16 protein-coding genes are annotated in these 18,349 nt (G+C 72.4%); 7 read left to right on the forward strand and 9 right to left on the reverse strand.

Annotated elements, in window-relative coordinates:
• Positions 1-11: 11 nt before the first annotated feature.
• Positions 12-980, forward strand: coding sequence for a Gfo/Idh/MocA family protein (locus JMF97_RS20550; RefSeq protein WP_203223019.1), 969 nt, complete (start codon positions 12-14; stop codon positions 978-980).
• Between the two features lie 53 nt (positions 981-1,033).
• Here JMF97_RS20550 and JMF97_RS20555 read toward each other — a convergent pair whose 3' ends face one another.
• The 3 genes from JMF97_RS20555 to JMF97_RS20565 all read right to left on the reverse strand — a co-directional run bounded on the left by JMF97_RS20555 (position 1,034) and on the right by JMF97_RS20565 (position 3,532).
• Entirely contained in the window at positions 1,034-2,038 is a 1,005-nt protein-coding gene (locus tag JMF97_RS20555) for an inorganic phosphate transporter (protein WP_203223020.1), read from the reverse strand.
• 4 nt (positions 2,039-2,042) lie between these two features.
• Positions 2,043-2,669, reverse strand: a complete 627-nt coding sequence (locus JMF97_RS20560) for a DUF47 domain-containing protein (protein ID WP_013736154.1) — start codon at positions 2,667-2,669, stop codon at positions 2,043-2,045.
• Between the two features lie 356 nt (positions 2,670-3,025).
• Positions 3,026-3,532 (reverse strand): DUF402 domain-containing protein, encoded by a 507-nt coding sequence (locus tag JMF97_RS20565; protein ID WP_013736155.1) that lies wholly within the window; start codon positions 3,530-3,532, stop codon positions 3,026-3,028.
• 136 nt (positions 3,533-3,668) lie between these two features.
• Here JMF97_RS20565 and JMF97_RS20570 point away from each other — a divergent pair, with 136 nt between their 5' ends.
• Positions 3,669-5,813: an ATP-dependent DNA helicase gene (locus JMF97_RS20570; RefSeq protein ID WP_239088808.1), complete on the forward strand. Its 2,145-nt coding sequence runs from the start codon at positions 3,669-3,671 to the stop codon at positions 5,811-5,813.
• 13 nt (positions 5,814-5,826) lie between these two features.
• On the opposite strand, the gene JMF97_RS20575 is transcribed toward JMF97_RS20570, so the two are convergent.
• Positions 5,827-7,134, reverse strand: coding sequence for an AI-2E family transporter (locus JMF97_RS20575; RefSeq protein ID WP_307817023.1), 1,308 nt, complete (start codon positions 7,132-7,134; stop codon positions 5,827-5,829).
• Between the two features lie 160 nt (positions 7,135-7,294).
• Here JMF97_RS20575 and JMF97_RS20580 point away from each other — a divergent pair, with 160 nt between their 5' ends.
• Both JMF97_RS20580 and JMF97_RS20585 read left to right on the forward strand, forming a co-directional pair.
• Complete coding sequence (locus JMF97_RS20580; protein ID WP_203223022.1) at positions 7,295-7,633, forward strand: GroES family chaperonin; 339 nt, start codon at positions 7,295-7,297, stop codon at positions 7,631-7,633.
• 90 nt (positions 7,634-7,723) lie between these two features.
• Entirely contained in the window at positions 7,724-7,891 is a 168-nt protein-coding gene (locus JMF97_RS20585; protein WP_013736159.1) for a hypothetical protein, read from the forward strand.
• Positions 7,892-7,928: 37 nt separating this feature from the next.
• On the opposite strand, the gene JMF97_RS20590 is transcribed toward JMF97_RS20585, so the two are convergent.
• Together JMF97_RS20590 and JMF97_RS20595 are read right to left on the reverse strand one after the other, a co-directional pair.
• Positions 7,929-9,413 (reverse strand): PrsW family intramembrane metalloprotease, encoded by a 1,485-nt coding sequence (locus JMF97_RS20590; RefSeq protein WP_203223227.1) that lies wholly within the window; start codon positions 9,411-9,413, stop codon positions 7,929-7,931.
• A gap of 132 nt (positions 9,414-9,545) precedes the next feature.
• Positions 9,546-10,808 carry an FUSC family protein gene (locus tag JMF97_RS20595; protein ID WP_238359750.1) on the reverse strand — a complete coding sequence of 421 codons (1,263 nt, stop codon included), beginning with the start codon at positions 10,806-10,808 and terminating at the stop codon, positions 9,546-9,548.
• Positions 10,809-10,906: 98 nt separating this feature from the next.
• On the opposite strand from JMF97_RS20595, the gene JMF97_RS20600 reads away from it, so the two are divergent.
• On the forward strand, positions 10,907-11,569 hold the full coding sequence (locus JMF97_RS20600) for an HD domain-containing protein (protein ID WP_126711327.1): 663 nt from the start codon (positions 10,907-10,909) through the stop codon (positions 11,567-11,569).
• Here the strand turns inward: JMF97_RS20600 and JMF97_RS20605 are convergent.
• Positions 11,556-11,846 carry a DUF4031 domain-containing protein gene (locus tag JMF97_RS20605; protein WP_126711328.1) on the reverse strand — a complete coding sequence of 97 codons (291 nt, stop codon included), beginning with the start codon at positions 11,844-11,846 and terminating at the stop codon, positions 11,556-11,558. The two genes, JMF97_RS20600 and JMF97_RS20605, sit on opposite strands and share 14 nt — an antisense overlap.
• Positions 11,847-11,915: 69 nt before the next feature.
• Between JMF97_RS20605 and JMF97_RS20610 the strand changes: the two genes are divergently transcribed.
• Positions 11,916-13,316, forward strand: coding sequence for an FAD-binding oxidoreductase (locus JMF97_RS20610; protein ID WP_013736164.1), 1,401 nt, complete (start codon positions 11,916-11,918; stop codon positions 13,314-13,316).
• A 33-nt stretch (positions 13,317-13,349) separates the two neighbouring features.
• On the opposite strand, the gene JMF97_RS20615 is transcribed toward JMF97_RS20610, so the two are convergent.
• Together JMF97_RS20615 and JMF97_RS20620 are read right to left on the reverse strand one after the other, a co-directional pair.
• Positions 13,350-13,859, reverse strand: coding sequence for a hypothetical protein (locus JMF97_RS20615; RefSeq protein WP_013736165.1), 510 nt, complete (start codon positions 13,857-13,859; stop codon positions 13,350-13,352).
• Between the two features lie 85 nt (positions 13,860-13,944).
• The gene (locus JMF97_RS20620) at positions 13,945-15,750 is read right to left on the reverse strand and encodes a glycerol-3-phosphate dehydrogenase/oxidase (protein WP_203223024.1); all 1,806 of its coding nucleotides are present in this window, start codon (positions 15,748-15,750) and stop codon (positions 13,945-13,947) included.
• Positions 15,751-15,863: 113 nt separating this feature from the next.
• Between JMF97_RS20620 and JMF97_RS20625 the strand changes: the two genes are divergently transcribed.
• A complete protein-coding gene (locus tag JMF97_RS20625; RefSeq protein WP_203223025.1) occupies positions 15,864-18,281 on the forward strand; it encodes a S8 family serine peptidase in 2,418 nt (805 codons plus the stop codon).
• Positions 18,282-18,349: the final 68 nt, after the last annotated feature.

Consider the following 18,349-nt stretch of genomic DNA (forward strand, 5'->3'; position numbering starts at 1 on the left):
AGCGTCACGCCATGACTCGTTGGGGCATCCTGGCCACCGGCCACATCGCCGCCCGCTTCGCCGAGGACCTCCGGCTGGTGCCGGGGGCCGAACTGGTCGCGGTCGGCTCACGAACCGCCGAGAGCGCGCAGCGCTTCGCCGACCGGCACGGCGCTGCCCGGGCGTACGCCTCCTGGGCGGAACTGGCCGCCGACACCGACCTGGACGTCGTCTACGTGGCCACCCCGCACGTCGCGCACTACGAGGCGGCCCGCACCTGCCTGGCCGCCGGCCGGGCGGTGCTGCTGGAGAAGCCGTTCACCCTCGACCTGCCCACCAGCACCGAACTGGTCGACACCGCCCGCGCGGCCGGGGTCTTCCTGATGGAAGCGATGTGGATGCGCTGCAACCCGCTCATCCTGCGGGTCTGCGAGCTGATCGCGGACGGCGCGATCGGGACGGTGACGAACGTCCGGGCCGACTTCGGCCTGGCCGGCCCGTTCCCGCCCGAGCATCGGCTGCGGGCCCGCGCGCTGGGTGGCGGCGCCCTCCTGGATCTCGGCATCTATCCGGTGAGCCTGGCCCACCTGCTGTTGGGGGTGCCGCAGCACGTGCGGTCGTGGGCGAAGCTGGGCCCGGAAGGCACGGACGAGAACACCGGCCTGGTCCTCGGGTACGACTCGGGCGCGATCGCCACGCTGAGCTGCGGCCTGGTGGGAGCGACCGGCGTCACCGCGTCGATCACCGGCACCGCCGGGCGGATCGACCTGCCCGAGCCGTTCTTCCGGCCGGATGCCTTCCACCTGCACCGGGAGGGTGCCGAGACGGAGACGTTCACCGCCGAGCTGGTCGGCTCGGGTTACCAGTACGAGGCCATCGAGGTGCAACGTTGCCTGGCCGAGGGGCTGACCGAGAGTTCGCTGGTGCCGCACTCCGCGACGCTGGAGATCATGGGGCTGCTCGACGAGGTCCGCGCGCAGATCGGCGTCTCGTACCTCTGACGGTGCCGTAGCGAAAGGGCCCCCTCGCGACGAGGGGGCCCTTTGCGCACCGCTCAGCTGAACAGGGGGCGGACCAGGAAGTACATCAGGGCACCGATCGAGCCGGCGGCCGGGAAGGTCAGGATCCAGGCGCCGACGATGTTGCCGGCCACGCCCCACCGGACGGCGGAGAGCCGTTTGGTGGCACCCACACCCATGATCGCCGAGGTGATCGTGTGGGTGGTCGAGATGGGGGCGCCGAGCACGAGGGCGTTGAAGTAGAGCACACCGCTGGCCACCGTCTCGGCGGCGAAGCCCTCCGGCGGACGCAGGTCGATGATCTTGCGACCGAGGGTGCGGATGATCCGCCAACCACCGGCGTACGTACCGGCGGCGAGCACGGCGGCCGAGGTCCAGAACGCCCACTCCGGGATGTGGGTCGGGTCGCTCTGGTAACCGCCAACGAAGAGGGCCAGCACCACGATGCCGATGGTCTTGGCCGCGTCCTGCATGCCGTGACCGACCGACATGGCCGCCGCCGAAGCGGTCTGGGCCCACCGGAAACCGCGGTTCAGCTTGCCCGGGTGCCCGTTGCGGAACAGCCACTGCACACCGATCATCACGATGTAGCCGAGGATGAAACCGACCATCGGCGACAGGATCATCGGGATGATCACGCTCTCGCCGATGCCCTTCCAGAGCACCGTGCCGGACGCCGCGACGGTCGAGCCGACCAGACCACCGATCAGGGCGTGCGAGGACGACGAGGGCAGCCCGAAGTACCAGGTGATGAGATTCCAGACGATCGCGCCGATCACGCCGGCGAAGACGATGCCGAGGCTGGACACGCCGGTCGGCAGCTCGACCAGGCCGCTGCCGACGGTCTTGGCCACCTCGGCGCCGAAGTGCGCGCCGATGAAGTTGCCGACCGCCGCCATGCCCAGGGCGACCCGGGGGGTGAGCGCCCGGGTGGAGATGCTTGTCGCGATCGCGTTGGCAGCGTCGTGGAAGCCGTTGGTGTAGTCGAACACCAAGGCCACCCCGATCACCGCCAACACCGCGATGAGCTCGGGACTCACAGGCTCAGGACTCCTTGACCGCGATGGTCTCGACGGTGTTGGCCACGTGCTCGAAGGAGTCGCAGGCGGCCTCCAGTTCGTCGGCGACCTCCTTCATCTTCAGCACGGTCAACGCGTCGTACTCGCCGGAGAAGAGACGCACCAGCAGCATCCGGTACGCCTGGTCGCCATCGTTCTCCAGCCGGTTGATCTCGATCCAGTAGTCCTCGAGATCCTTCATCGACTTGAGTCGGGGCATCGCCTCGGCGGTCAGCTTCGCCTGCTGGTCCAGCACGTGCACCAACTCGTGCATCTCCCGCGGCAGCGACGGCAGCTTGGTCAGCCCGTAGAGGTAGAGCAGGTTGCCCACCGCCTCCAGGTGGTCCATCACGTCGTCGAGCAGCGAGCCGAGTCGGTATATGTCCTCCCGGTCGAACGGGGTGACGAAGGTCGAGTTGATCTTCTTGTACAGCTCGTGTGTGATCTTGTCGCTGTCGTGCTCGACCTCGGTGAGCCGTTCGCTGACCGACTGCACCTCGACATCGGGCAGGGCAAGTTCGTTGAGCAGCTCGGTACCCCGGACCAGGTTCTGCGCGGCCCTGGTGAAGAGCTCGTAGAAGGCGCCCTCGTTGGGGCGGAAGGAAAACTTCACAGCACGGACCTCGTCGTGTCGGCGGAAGGGGTGTCAGCGCGCTGTCCGGCGCTCTGCTGAGGGAATGCTAGGGAACGGTTCGACCGGCGATTCGGCGGCCCACCCCTGGCCAGGTGCCATTCACCGGTCGTTCAACTTCCGTTCACCTTCACCGCTTCCACCGCAACCGACAGCGCGCCTTCGCACGCCCACGTGACGTCGAAGCCGGGCGGTGGATACCCCCCGAGAGCAGAGTGTCGAACGTCTCACGCCGTCGTGCTCCATCGCTGCATCATCACCCGTCGCCGACGCGTTCGCTCGGCGTCCGGGCAGATGTGCGCCGGGTCGACCCCGGCCTGACCAGGACCTTCGCCAGGTCAGACCACCAGGGCGAGCCACTTACGGTACGAGGTGGCGAACGGCTCCGTGCCATCGCCCAGCGCGGTGAGCAGCCAGCGGGACGCCGCCTCGGCCTCGACCACCAGATCGTCCGGGTAGCCGAACCGGGCCCGGTGCTCGGCGAACTCGTCCTCGTCGCGCAACTCGACCAGGCCGGTTTCCCGGCGGCGGACCACGTCCAGGTCCAGGTCGACCAGGTGTACGGTCTCCTCGCCCTCCCAGCGTGCCGGGGTGGCGATGTCGCAGTAGACCTCGCTGGTCCGCGGCGGCGGGTTGAACATGCCCGTCCACCAGGCCTGATGCGGCACCAGCAGGACGAAGGGGATCTGCTCCACCGAGGGGCGACCGTGATAGACCGAGCTGGTGCCGGCCGGTACACCGAGCCAGATGCCGAGGTCGTCCTCTGCCAACCGGCGAGCCGGATAGTCCCGGTGGGCGCTGCCGTCGTACTTGCGGTAGATCACTCGGACCACGTCGCTCGGCATGAGTCGCACCCTAACCGATTACGCCCACGCCGCGCCGTCGGGAAGTTACCGGACGCAAGGGCGGTATCCGCTGCGTGAACCGCAACACGGTCCGATCGGTACCGCCCGCGTCGGTCCCGGCGGGTACCGTGCCACGGTGACCCCGCCCCGCACCGCCACCGGCTCCGCCTCGACCCGCAGCAGGGCCCGTCGGTCCGGTGATCGCCCGGGTGGGGCCGAGTTGCTGGCCGCCGCGGTCGGTGCGGTGCCCGGTGGCACCGCTCGTCCGGGTCAGCAGCAGATGGCCACGGCGATCGAGGAGTGCGTGGCCTCCGGTGAGCACCTGCTGGTGCAGGCCGGCACCGGCACCGGCAAGTCGCTTGCCTATCTCGCTCCCGCGCTCACCGTCGACGGCCCGGTGGTGATCTCCACCGCCACCCTGGCGTTGCAGTCCCAGCTGGTCGAGCACGATCTGCCCCGGCTCGCCGACGCGGTCGAGCCGCTGCTGGGACGACGCCCTACGTACGCCGTACTCAAGGGCCGGCACCACTACCTCTGCCTGGCCCGGCTGGACAACTCGACCGAGGACGAGCCGGCGGACACCCTCTTCGACGCTCCGGCCGAGCGGCCCGGTGGCGGCGCCCGCTGGCTCGGTGAGGCGGGCCGCCTCGGCAAGCAGATCCAACGCCTGCGGGACTGGGCGTTGGAGACCGACACCGGCGACCGGGACGAACTCGACCCGGGCGTCGACGACCAGGCCTGGCGGCTGGCCTCGATGCCGGCCCGCGAGTGCGTCGGCGCGGCCCGCTGCCCGTACGGTGCGGAGTGCTTCGCGGAGGCTTCCCGCGCCCGGGCCCGGGAAGCCGACATCGTGGTGACCAACCACAGCCTGCTCGCGGTCGACATGCTCGCCGGACGACACATCGTCCCGCCGCACCGGCTGCTTGTCGTCGACGAGGCGCACGAGCTGGCCGATCGGGTCTCCTCGGCGGCGCAGGCGGAACTGACCCCGGATCTCATCGACCGGTCCGCCCGGCGGGCCCGCCCGTTGCTGCGTCCGGAGACGGCCGAGTTGCTGACCGAGGCCGGTGACGCTCTCGCGATCGGGCTGGCCGAGGCCCCGGCCGGACGGATCACCAGCGGCCTGCCCGGTCCGTTGCGGGAGGCGTGCACGTTGCTGGACGCGGCGACCCGGGCCGCCCTGGACGCCATCGGCGACATCAAGGCCGACGACCCGGACCCGGTCCGCAAACAGCAGGCCAAGGCCGTCCTCGACGAGATGTCCACCACCGCCCAGCGGCTGCTGGAGGAGGCGGAGCACGACGTCGCCTGGGTGGAACGCAACGACAACACCGGCCGGCGGGCGCTGGTGGTGGCGCCGCTGTCGGTCGCCGGTACGCTCGCCACCCACCTGTACGACGAGCGGACGGTGGTGGCCACCTCGGCGACGCTCGCACTGGGCGGGCGCTTCGACACGGTGGCCCGGGCGCTGGGCCTCGAAGCGCCACCGCCCGGCCCGCCGTCGCCGGCCGCCGAGGCGCTCGCCGCCTCGACCGTACGACCGGGCGGCACCGCACCGACCGCCGGCGGCAGCGCCAAGGACTCCCCCAGCCAGTACGCCGACTCGGGGCCGGGCTGGCGTTCGCTGGACGTCGGCTCCCCGTTCGACTACCCCCGCCAGGGGATCCTCTACGTGGCCGCGCACCTGCCCCGCCCCAGCGTCTCCGGGCTGCCCGACGCCGCCGGGGAGGAGTTGATCGAGCTGGTCACCGCGCTCGGTGGTCGTACGCTCGGGTTGTTCTCCTCCCGGCGGGCCGCCACCCAGGCCGCGGAGCTGCTGCGGGCCCGCACCGACCTGCCCGTGCTGTTGCAGGGTGAGGAAGCCCTGCCGCTGCTGGTCCGCCGGTTCCGGGAGGAACGGTCGAGCTGCCTGTTCGGGGTGATGTCCCTGTGGCAGGGCGTGGACGTGCCAGGTGACTCGTGCCAGCTAGTCGTGATCGACCGGCTGCCGTTCCCGCGGCCCGACGAGCCACTGGCAGCCGCCCGGGCGGCGGCGGTGGACGCCCAGGGTGGGTCCGGGTTCGCCGCGGTCAGCGTGCCCATCGCCGCGGTCCGGCTGGCGCAGGGCGTCGGGCGGCTGATCCGCGCCTCCGGCGACCGTGGCGTGGTGGCCGTGCTCGACTCGCGGCTGGAGACCGCCCGGGGCTACGGCCCGTTCCTGCGCCGGTCGCTGCCGCCGTTCTGGTACACCACCCGCCGGGAAGTGGTCCGGGGTGCGCTGACCCGGCTGGCCGACAGCTGACCGACCAGCGCGGTCAGGGTGCGCGGGAGGCGACGACGACCGCGTCGGGCGGGGTGTCGGGAACGGTACGGGCGGCGAGCCGACGTACCGCGGTGTTGAGTACCGCGATCAACGGGACCGCGACCAGCGCTCCGGTGATCCCGGCGAGGACCACACCGGCGGCCAGCCCGATGATCACCGCGAGCGGGTGGATGGCCACCGCCCGGCCCATGATCAACGGCTGGAGGATGTGCCCCTCGACCTGCTGCACCCCGATCACCACACCGAGGATGATCAGCGCGGTGACCGGCCCGCTGTCGACGAGGGCGACGAGCACCGCCACGCCGCCGGAGAGCGTCGCGCCGATGATCGGGATGAACGCACCGAGGAACACCAGGGCGGCCAGCGGGAAGGCGAACGGGATGTCGAAGATGACCAGGAAGATGCCGATGCCCACGGCGTCGATGAAGGCGACCAGCACCGTCGCCCGGACATAGGCGACCAGGGTGGCCCAGGAGGCGCGCCCCGCGTCGTCGACCTTCCAACGGGCGGCGACCGGCAGCAGCCGGACCACGAAGCGCCAGATCATGTTGCCGTCACGCAGGAAGAAGAACGCCGCGAACAGCACCAGGATCGTGCCGGTCAGCACCTCGGCCAGCGTCGTCGCAGTGGAGAGCGCGCCGCTGGTGAACTGCTCGGTGTTGTTGTTGACCCACTGTTGGGCCTCTTCGAGATAGCGGTCGAGGTCGTTGTCCGACAGGTGCAGCGGCCCGGTCTTGAGCCAGTCCTGGATCTGTTGCAGGCCCTGGCTCGACTTCGCGGCCAGCTCCGGCACACCCTTGATGAACTCGTTGACCACCAGGGTCAGCGTGCCGACCACCGCGGCGAGCCCGGCGACCAGCACCACCGCGGTCGCCAGCGACTTCGGCAGCCGGGCCCGCAGCAGCCAACCCACCGCCGGTGCCAGCAACGCCGAGAGCAGCATCGCCACCGCGAGCGGAATGATCACGATGCTGATGGTGCTGACCAGCTTCACCAGCGCCCAGAACACCACGCCGACGACGATCAGCCGCCACGACCAGGCGGCGGCGATGCGCAGCGCGTGCGGCACGTCCGCGTCGTCGCGGCTGGAGGTGGAGTGGTGCAGGGCCGGGGACGGTGGCTCCGCGCCGACCACGGTGGCGGCCGGCGGTGCCACCGGCCCCGGTTCCGACGGCGAGGCCGCCCGGGCGGGCGTGGGCACATAGGGCGGCGTGCTGCGGGCGGCGCGGACCGTGTCCCGGCCCGACTCGTACGCGCGGCGCAACCGTCCACGTAACCGCTCGAATCGGCTCAAGCGCACCTCCCGGCAGAATTCGGCCCGTGCACGGCGCCAGGGCGGACAGGATACGCCCGGCGACTCGACAGTAGGTCAGGTTTGCACCACACATTGCCCCGCCGACGGTCCGGTGAATCGCAGACCACCGGCGGCTTGCCGGAAACGACACGGTAGCGTCTGCGACGTGACAGCCGACCACGACCTCGACTCCGGCCTCCCCATCCGGCTGCTGCATGACCGGGTCCTGGTGCGCATGGAGGGCAGCGAGGGGGAGCGCCGCTCCACCGCCGGCATCGTGATCCCGGCCACCGCAGCCGTGGGCAAGCGCCTGGCCTGGGCCACCGCCGTGGGCGTGGGGCCCAACGTCCGCTCCATCGTCTCCGGCGACCGGGTGCTCTTCGACCCCGACGACCGTTCCGAGGTCGAGTTGCACGGGCGCGGCTACGTGTTGTTGCGCGAGCGCGACGTGCACGCGGTGGCCGCCGAACGAGTCGAGGAAGACGCCACCGGGCTCTACCTCTGAGCCTTCCCGGCACCGCACCGACACGGTCCGCGTCGTTTGCCACGCTCCCCGGCGGGAAGCCAGCCGCACCACCGGCCCTGGGGAGGGACGATGCCGGTATTCGTGAAGAAGGTGTTGGCCTGGGGAAGCCTCGCGTTCCTGATCTACTTCATGGCGTTCCGCCCGGAGGGCGCGGCGCAGATGTTCAAGGCGATCGGCGGCGCCCTGGTGATGATGGCCCAGGGGTTCGGGGACTTCCTCACCAGCCTGATGACCTGACCACGCCCGAGTTCGACCGGCAGCCTCGACGGACCGGTCAGCGGTGCGGTGGCCAGGGTGTCACCGGGCGCGGTCCGTACCAGCCCGGCGGAGGGTGGTGACCCGGGTACGGCGGGGGCGCGGCGAGCACCACCGGGATCGGGACCACCGGGTCCTCCGGCGCGTCCACCGCACGCTGCGATCCGTCCGGAAAGCGCAGATGGTAGCGGTGACCGTCCCAGACGCCGACAGGTGTCTGCGGGTCCCGCCCCACGAAGAACGACCGGTAGACGCTTATCGAGTCCAGCAGCTCCCGTTCCTCCCGCGCCGTCCGCTCCCGGTCGACGGGCCGACGGTCCAGTCCGCGCAGGGAGCCGTCGCGCAGCAGCGCCAACCGGGTCGCCGCGAACTGGTAGCCGCGCATGGCGCGCAGACCGGCGTCGCCGGCCACCCGTCGGGCCCAGGCCCGGGCCGCGTGCCGGCGGCCGAGACTGCTCAGCGCCGCCACCTCCGGTGGCGTGAGCCAACCGGCGCGCACGTAGTCCGGCAGGATCCGCTCGGTGAGGCGACCTTCCCAGGCCCGTAGCCAGACTGCCAGGCCGACCATGCCGAAGAAGATCGGCACCATCACGCCGACGAAGCCGAAGAGCGAGATCAGCACCTGGCCGGTGGCCTGGGTGAGCGTCGGGATCAGGTTCCACGCCCCGTGCAGCATCATCGCCAGCAGCAGACCGGCGATCGGTGCGAGCACCCGGACCCGGCGGTCCGCCGTACGCGCGGCGATGCCGAGCCCGATACCGGTCATCGCGGTGAACAGGGGATGGGCGAACCCGAACAGCAGGATCCGGACGATGAAGATGGCGATCACCTGCTGCGCCCCGGTGGCCGGGCCGTACTGCTCCGCGCCCGAGGCGTACCCGTGCCCGCCGAGGTAGAGGATGTTCTCCACCATCGCGAACCCGATCGCGGACAACCCGCAGTAGACCAGGCCGTCGGTGATGCCGGACCACTCCCGACGCCGGAACACCAGCAGCAGGATCGGGGCGATCGCCTTGGTCAGCTCCTCGATGAACGGGGCGACCAGCACGGCGGTGAGCGCCACGGGCAGGCCCTGATCCTCGAACCACCCGGCGGCGGTCTCGTTGACCAGCAGGGATGCCGCGGTGGAGACGAAGGCACCCCAGCCGAAGCAGAAGATCAGGTATTTGAGCGGCTCCGGTTCGTACCGGTCCAGCCAGAGGAAGCAGGCCACCAGCACCGGAACCGGCAGAATCGCGGCGGCGGCACCGATCAGCAGCGCCTCCGTACCGAGGTTGGTGCCGAGCGTGAAGAGCATGAAGATCGCGCAGGCCGCGATGAGCAGGATCGCCCCGCTCAGCACCAGGGCACGGCGCCAACCCAGCCGACGACGGGGCACTCCAGGCGCCCCGATCCCCCCGGGCGGCGCGGCGGGCACGGGCGGCGACGGCGGCAGGGGACCGCCGGACGGGGTGTCGGCCATGCGGTCAGCGTAGTCATGTCCGGCTCGCCGGGCCGCAGACATCGGCGGCAACGCCGGCCACCTGCGTGCTCCCGACTCGGACGGGCGCGCTCCGGGCTCGGACGGGCGCGCTCCAGACCTGGACGGGCGTGCTCCACACTCGGGCGGCGTGCTCCAGAGCCGGGCGGGCCGTGCTCAGCCGACCGGCGGCGCGGTGGGCTGCTTCACTTCCGGCTCCGGGCCGGCCGGGGAACCGGGCCGGTCGGTCTCGCCGAAGGACCGCCGGACCAACCGGTTCGCCTCCTCCTGGCTGATCCCCGAGGCCACCATCAGGTCGCTGGCGGTGGTACGCACCTGGGCCACCACCACACTGCCGGAGAAGCCGACCCCCTCGGCGTACGCCCGGCCGGCATCGCTGACCGCGCGCAGCGAGCGTTCCCGGGCCCGCTCGGGCTCCTCACCCTGGGCGAACTCGCGCTTGAGCAGGCGGACCGCCTCGGCGAGATGGGCGACCGCGTCCGGCATCGGCTCCGGCACCGGTTCGGCGTCCTCGATCAGGGTGACCGCACGCCGGATCAGGGTGCCGCTGTTACGCATCGTCCGATCGATCGGGTCGGCCGCCTCGGCATAGTGGGTGAGTTCGCTGCGCCGGTGCCAGCGCGCCGGGGAGAGTAGGGCGGTCTCCTTGGCGCCCTCGATCGCCTCGGTGAGGGTGGCCAGTTCCGCCTTGTTGTCGCGCAGCCGGTCCAGTGCCGCCTGGATCTTCTCCCGGTCCCGCTCGCGCAACCCGTCTGCGGCGGCGTCGAGCTGGTCGGCGAGCAGGTCGAAGGCGGGTCGAGCCGCCCGGTTGAGCACCCGCAACGGGTTGAGCGGCAGCAGGATCGCGGTGACCAGCAGCGCGATGCCACCGCCGACGAACGCGTCGACGAACCGGGGGATCTCCAGGGCTTCGACCGTCGGGCTGAGGGTCACGATCAGCACCGCCGTGGCCGCGGCCTGAATGACGATGGCGACGCTTCCCCCGGCGAAGATGGTCAGCAGGATGGCGACGGTGACGACCAGCGCGAGCTGCCACGGACCGGTGCCGAGAAAGTGGACGAGGATGTCGCCGACCGCCACCCCGACCGCCACTCCGATGATCAGCTCCACGGTCCGCCGGAATCGCTGCCCCACCGAGACGGCGAGGGTGCCCACTGCGGAGATCGGGGCGAAGACCGGCTGCGGGTTGCCCAGCAGTTCGTGCGCGGCCACCCAGCTCAGTCCGGCCGCAAGACCCGCCTGTACGGCCAGGGCGAGCGACATCCGGACCCGGTGCAGGCGGTCGTGCAGGGTCGCTTTGCCCCGTTGGCGCACCTGCGCTGCGGTTTCGGTGATCCGTGCCGTGCCCACGTCGGACAGGCTCTGGCGTATCCGGTCACGGCGCAGCACTCGAAAACGTCGCTTCCGGGCCTCCACCATGGCCGCTACTACCCGCCGCGCGCCGGGACAATCCTCGCGCAGCGGTACCGATCGCACCGTCGGGCCGACGATGTCCCCCGATACGGCAGACTGACCGGATGGCGGGACTGATCGAGCGGTGGCGTACTACCGTCCGGGCCGCCGGGGCGAGTGACCCTGCGGCGATCGAGGCGACCGGGAGCGAACTGCTCGAACGGTGGCGGGAGCCGCACCGGCACTACCACACGGTCGACCACCTGACCGCCGTACTCGACGTCGTCGACCGGTACGCCTCGGCCGGGCAGCGCCCGGACCTGGTCCGGCTCGCCGCCTGGTGCCATGACGCGGTGTACGACCCACGGGCGCCGGGCGACCGCAACGAACGCGACAGCGCCGCGCTCGCCGACACCCTGCTCACCCGCGCCGGGCTGCCCGGTCCCGAGGTGGCCGAGGTGCGCCGGCTGGTGCTGCTCACCGCCGGGCACCAGGTGGATCCGGCGGACGCCGACGGGGTGCTGCTCTGCGACGCCGACCTGGCCGTGCTGGCCGCAGCCGAGCCGGAGTACGACAGGTACGCGAGCGCGATCCGCCGCGAGTACGCCCACGTGCCGCCGGCCGCCTACCGGATCGGCCGTGCCCAGGTGCTCACCCACCTGCTCGCCCTGCCCGGCATCTTCCGCCTGCCGGAGCCGGCCACCCGCTGGGAGCCCCGAGCCCGGGCCAACCTCGCCCGCGAACTGGGCACCCTCCAGGCGGCGGATCAGGACGTCACGGCCGACTGACCGGCTGACTCGGCACCCGGTGCAGGTGTTTGGGGCGGCGGAGGTTCGCCGCGTACAGCAGGCGGACCAGGTCGCGGCTGGGCCGTACCTCGGCACCGAGCCAGACCGCCATGTCGAACCGGTCGGCGGGGATGTCGTAGTGGTCGCGGTCGAAGCCGCGCCGGGGTGCGCCCAGTGCCTCGGCGAAGACGTGCAGTTCGGCGAGGGAGACGTCGCTGATCAGGTGTGACCAGAGACGACCACGCGCCGGCCAGGCCGGCCGGTCCAGGTAGATCACGGCAGCCACGGTACCCGGGACCGGGCATCCGTTTGATGATCACCGGCGGCCGGCCGTAGCCTCGGCGACATGGCCGCCTCCCTCCTCCTCGACGACCTGCGCGCCGCCCTCGGGCCGGACGCGGTGCTCACCGATCCGGACCTGCTGCGCGGGTACGAGCGCGACGAGGCCGACCTGTGCGCTTCCGGCACGCCAGTGGTGGTAACCCGGCCGCGCAGCACCGAGGAGGTGGCCGCCGTGGTCCGCGCGGCCGGGCGTTACGGCGTACCCGTGGTGCCGCAGGGGGCGCGGACCGGGCTGGCTGGGGCGGCGAACGCGGTCGACGGCGCGGTGGTGCTCAGCACCACGGCGATGGACGCCATCCTGGAGATCGACCCGGTGAGCCGGATCGCCGTGGTGCAGCCCGGCGTGGTCAACGCGGCGCTCACCGCCGCGGTGGCCGAGCACGGGCTCTGGTATCCGCCGGATCCGGGCTCGTGGGAGTCGTCCACCATCGGCGGCAACGTCGCCACCAACGCGGGCGGCATGTGCTGCGTCAAGTACGGCGTGACCACCGAGTACGTGCTCGGGCTGGAGGTGGTGCTCGCCTCCGGCGAGGTGCTGCGCACCGGACGACGTACCGCCAAGGGGGTCGCCGGATACGACCTGACCCGGCTCTTCGTGGGCTCGGAGGGCACCCTCGGGGTGATCACCGAGGTGACGGTGGCGCTGCGACCCGCCCCGGCGGCATCGCTGACCCTGGTCGCCGTCTTCGGCTCGACCGGCGCGGCCGGCGAGGCGGTGGCCCGGATCGCCGCCCAGGGCCTCTCCCCCAGCCTGCTCGAACTGCTCGACCGCACCCATCTGGTGGCGATCGAGGCGTACCGGCCGATGGGGTTGCGGACCGACGCCGAGGCGCTGCTGCTGGCCGCCGCCGACACCGGCCCACGGGCCGCCGAGGACCTGGCCGAACTGGCCGCGGTCTGCACGGCGGCCGGCGCCGAGGAGGTGTACGCGGCCACCGACGCGGCGGAGGCCGCCGCCCTGTTGCAGGCCCGCCGGCTGGCCCATCCGGCGATGGAGAAGTACGCCGCCGACACGTACCCGGGCGGCAACGGCGGCTTGATCATCGACGACCTGGCCGTGCCCCGGGGCGCGTTGGCCGCCCTCCTCGACGGGGTGGCCCGGATCGCTGCGGAGTGTGCGGTGCCGATCGGTGTCGTCGGTCATGCCGGCGACGGCAACATGCACCCCAACATCGTGGTGGACCGCAACGACCCGGCCAGCCTGGAACGCGGCCGGCGGGCCTTCGACGAGATCATGCGCCTCGGTCTGGAGCTCGGCGGCACCTGCACCGGGGAGCACGGCGTCGGTCTGCTCAAGCGGGACTGGTTGGCCCGGGAGATCGGGCCGGTCGGCGTACGGGTGCACCAGGCGATCAAGAACGCGCTGGACCCGGCCGGGCTGCTCAACCCCGGCAAGGTGCTCTGAAGCGGTCGACCCGGGCCTGTCGGCCCGCTCCGCCTAGGACGAGGTGAGCTGCGCGGGAGTGTTCTGGGTGAGCAGCAGCAGGATCTCCTCCGCCACCGGCGGGCGCTCCTCACCCGGGCAGTCCTGCGAGGTGATCAGCCCGGCGGTGGTCAGCAGGCTGGAGGTCAGCGCGCCGATGCAGGTGACCTTGTAGCCGCGCGCCTCGTCGGTCTCCATCACCAACGCCGGGTCGGCCAGCAGGAGCTGCAGCCGCTCCGAGTGCTCCTGACTCAACGCGCCCGTGGAGGTCACCCCGTCGCCCGCGCAGTCGACGCACTCCCAGCGCCCGTCCGGCTCCACGTTCAGGGTGCGCAGCGGGCCGTCCGTGCCCTCGTTCTGCAGCAGACTGACCCGGTACTTGCCGCTGCTGCCGGCGGCGTTACCGGCCGCCGCCGGTTGGCCCGCCGGGTCGCGCTGGTCGCCGAACGGGGCGCACCCTGTGACAGCAACCGCCAGTAGGGCGGAAGCGCAGAGGTGAGCCAGCCGTGACCAGGAAAGCGCCATCACGCGCGGAACTTACCCCACCGTAGGTAGCGAGCGGAACCCGTCATGTGGACATCTACCGCGAACAATGCCCGAAGCGGACTGCTCAGCGTGGAAGTCCGGCATCGTCGGCACCCCGGTCGGCGGCGTAGCCGCGCACGTCCGGCGCACCGAGCCGGGCCGCGTCGGCGGTCGCGTCGTCCGGCATCAACTGCGACTGCCGTTCGGCCATCACCCGGGCCCGGTAGTGCGCCACCTCCCGGGCCCGCCGGTCGGCGTCCCACCCGAGCACCGCGCCCATCAACTCGGCCGTGTGCTCGGCCGACTCCAGGCCCCGGTGGGTGGTCTCGAACGAGATCCGGGTACGCCGGGTCAGCACGTCCTCCAGGTGCAGCGCGCCCTCGGCCCGAGCCGCGTAGGTCACCTCGGCCGCGAGGTACTCCGGCGCCCCGGCCAGCGGAGAGGCCAGCAGCGGATCCGCGTCGATCAGGGCGAGCAGATCCAGGGTCAGACTGCCGTACCGTTCGAGCAGGTGTTCCACCACGCCGACCGGCAACCCGTGCCGGCGGGCCAGGTCGGCCCGGTCCCGCCACATGGCCGCGTACCCGTCGGCGCCGAGCAACGGCAGGTCGGCGGTACGCGACGGCCGTGGCCAGCCGAGCCGACGCGCGGCCTGGTCGACCACGTCGGCGGCCATCACCCGGTAGGTCGTGTACTTGCCCCCGGCGACCAGCAGCAGGCCGAGCATCGGCTCGATCACCGCGTGTTCCCGGGACAGCTTGGAGGTGGAGTCCGCCTCGCCGGCCAGCAGCGGGCGCAGCCCGGCGTAGACCCCCTCGATGTCGGCGGTGGTCAGCGGCCGGTCGAGCACGGTGTTGACCTGCCGCAGCAGGTAGTCGATGTCGCTGGCGGAGGCCGCCGGGTGGGAACGGTCCAACCGCCAGTCGGTGTCCGTGGTCCCGATGATCCAGTGCCCGCCCCACGGGATGACGAACAGCACGCTTGTCGCCGTCCGCAGGATCAGCCCGGTGTCCCCGGTGATCGCCGAGCGGGGCACCACCAGGTGCACGCCCTTGGAGGCCCGTACCCGGATGCCGGGGCGCAGCCCGACGTCGTTGAGCATCCGGGACATGTCGTCGGTCCACACCCCGGTCGCCGCGATCACCGATCGCGCCTGCACCTCGAACTCGGCGGCCGGCGCCTCCAGGTCACGGATCCGCACCCCGGTGACCTCCCGGGCCTGCCGGATCAGGCCGACCGCCTGGGCACTGCTGACCACTGTCGCCCCCAGGCTCGCGGCGGTGCGGGCCAGGGTGACCACCAGCCGGGCGTCGTCCACCTGTCCGTCGTAGTAGCGGATCGCACCGGCCAGCCCGTCGGCGCGCAGGCTCGGGAAGATCCGGCGGGCCCCCTCCCGGCTCAGGTGCCGGTGCAACGGCATGCCCCGACCCCCGCCGAACAGACCCGCGAAGGCGTCGTACGCGGCCACCCCGGCGCCGTAGTAGGCCCGCCGAACGATCCGGGCGGGCAGGCCGCGTACGCCGTCACCGGCGGGCAGCGGCACCAGGAACGGCACCGGGCGGACCAGGTGCGGCGCCAACCGGGTGGCCAGCAGCCCTCGCTCGGTCAGCGCCTCGTGCACCAGGTTGAACTCCAACTGTTCCAGGTAGCGCAGGCCGCCGTGGATCAGCTTGCTGGACCGGCTGGAGGTGCCGGCCGCGAAGTCCCGCGCCTCCACCAGGGCCACCTTCAGCCCTCGCGACGCGGCGTCGACGGCCGCGCCCGCACCGGTCACGCCGCCGCCGATGATCAGCACGTCGAAGCGCTCGGCCCGCAGCCGACGCAGGTCGCCGGCCCGGCGGGAGGACGAGAGTTGTCCGGCGACGGACCGCAGTACGTGTGGATCGCGCATCGCTCCACCGTAGCCGTCCCGCCGTACCCGCGACCTTCGCCGCCAGGGCGGACCCGGTCCCCCTTCGCGCCGAGCGCACCGGCCGGGTACGGCAGGCGTCGTACTGTGTGCGGATGCGGGCGGACTACTCATCCGGCAGTGCCAGCAGCCCTGGAGCGGTCGTCGCCACGGTGCTGATCGGCTGCTGGGCGGTCGGGGTCACCGTCGTGTCGCAGACCGGCGGGTGGGCGGTCGATGAGGTGCTGTTGATCACCGCGCTGGATCGGCTGGCGCTGCTCTGGCCGCTGGTGAGCCTGTTCACCGTCGTCGCGATCGGCACGGCCGCCCTGCCGCTGGCCCTGGTGCCCCGCTCGCCGTCGATCCGGGGCACCGGCCGGGCGTGGCTGGCCGGGGCGCTCGCGTTGGGCGTACTCGGGCTGTTGCGTGCGATCCCCCCGGTGCACCACGAGGCGTACCTCGCCGCGCTGGCCGTCACGGCCACCCTGCTGGCGCTGGTCGCCAGGTGGGTGTCGGGCCGGCTGGCCGGGGCCGACCGGTGGCCGGCACCGGCGCAGCCGCGCGCCCTGCGGCCATCGGTGGCGACCCGGCTGGCGCTGGCCGCCGGGCTGGCCCTGCTGGTGCCCTGGGTCTGGCTGGGCGCGCTCGGGGGTCTGCTGGAAACCGTCCTCGCCGGGCTGGCCGCAGCGGCCGTCGGAGCGCTGGCGGCGGCGTTGCTCGATGCCCGGTTCTGGGGCCACTTCACCGGTGGCCAGCCGCCCCGGCCGGCTCGACTGGTCCTGCTGGGTGGGCTGGTCGCGGGGGTGGTGCTGCTGCTGGTCGGTGCCGGCACCGGCCAGTCCGGTGCCCAGTTGCCGCTGCTGGTGGCGCTGCCACCGGTGGGCTTCGCGCTGGCCGCGCTGCACGCGCTGACCCGCCGACACCCCCGGACCGCAGGCCGCACCTCCACCGCCTGGCTGGTCGGGCTCACCGTGTTCGGTCCGCTGGCGTTCACCGACCCGGAGGAGATCAGCCTGCTGCTCGCCAGCACCCGGGACGTGCCGTTCTGGGTGGCGGTCGCCACCGGTGCCGGGCTCGTCGTCGCGCTGGTGCTGGCCATCGCGTACGGCCTGCTGCTGGCCCGTCCGGCGGCGCGCCCGCCCCGCCCCGCACTGGCCGGGCTGACCACGCTGGTCCTGCTGGTCCTGCTGGTCGCGGTCGGCGCGATCGGTGTCGGGGCCGGTCAGCCCGGCCTGCACGGCGAGCGGCTCTTCGTGCTGCTGCGCGAACAGGCGGATCTCGCCGACCTGCCGGCCGGTACGGGTAAGGCGGGCCGCGACGCCCGTGCCGAGCAGGTCTACCGGCGACTGGTCGCCACCGCCGAGCGCACCCAGGCCGAACTGCGTCGCGACCTGCGCCGGCTGCGACTGGACCACCGGCCGTACTACCTGGTCAACGCGATCGAGGTGGACGCTGGGCCGGCGGTACGGGCCTGGCTGTCCGGCCGGCCCGAGGTGGCTCGGGTGCTGATCAGCCAGCGGTTGCGCCCGTTGCCCGCGCCCGCCGCGCCGGCGGTCGGTGACGCACCGGCACCGGACGGCCCGCCCTGGAACATCACCATGATCGGCGCTGACCGGGTCTGGTCCGAGCTGGGCGTCACCGGGGCCGGGGTGACCGTGGGCAGTTCCGACTCCGGGGTGGACGGGCGGCATCCGACGCTTGTCGAGAACTTCCGGGGCGGCGACGATTCCTGGTTCGATCCGTGGAACGGCACCCGTACGCCGACCGACCGCAGCGGGCACGGCACCCACACGGTGGGCAGCGCGGTCGGCCGGGGCGGCATCGGCGTCGCGCCGGGGGCGAACTGGGTGGGCTGCGTCAACCTCGACCGCAATCTCGGCAATCCGGCCTCCTACCTCGACTGCCTCCAGTTCATGCTGGCGCCCTTCCCACCCGGCGGTGACCCGTTCACCGACGGCCGGCCGGCCCGGGCACCGGAGATCCTGACCAACTCGTGGGGCTGCCCGCCGATCGAGGGCTGCGATCCGGGAGCGCTACGACCGGCCACGGACGCGCTGGAGGCGGCGGGGATCCTGGTCGTCGCGGCGGCCGGCAACAGCGGACCGCTCTGCGATTCGGTACAGGACCCGCCCGCGCCGTACCCGGACGTGCTCACTGTCGGCGCGGTGGACCGGCGACGTCAGGTCGCCGCCTTCTCCTCCCGGGGCCCGGCGCCCGGCGGGGTGGCCAAACCGGACCTGATGGCCCCGGGAGCGGACGTGCTCTCCGCGATGCCCGGCGGCGGGTACGCCACCCTCGACGGCACGTCCATGGCCACCCCGCAGGTGGCGGGCGTGGTCGCGCTGATGTGGTCGGCCGATCCGGAGCTGATCGGCGACCTCGATCGGACCCGGCAACTGCTGCGCGACACGGCCACCGCCGTGCCGACCGGTACCGATTCGGCGGAGCGGACCGACGCCTGCGGTGGTACCCGCAACGTGATCGGCGCCGGCCTGGTAGACGCGTACGCGGCCGTACGCGCCGCCCGCGGCTGACCTCACGCAATGTGAGCAACTCTCGCCACGGGGTCACAAAAGGTCCGTGGACTGCTATCTTGCAGGCT

Origin of the sequence: Micromonospora fiedleri, assembly GCF_016774385.1 — a bacterium.
In the GTDB taxonomy this organism is placed as follows: domain Bacteria; phylum Actinomycetota; class Actinomycetes; order Mycobacteriales; family Micromonosporaceae; genus Micromonospora; species Micromonospora gifhornensis.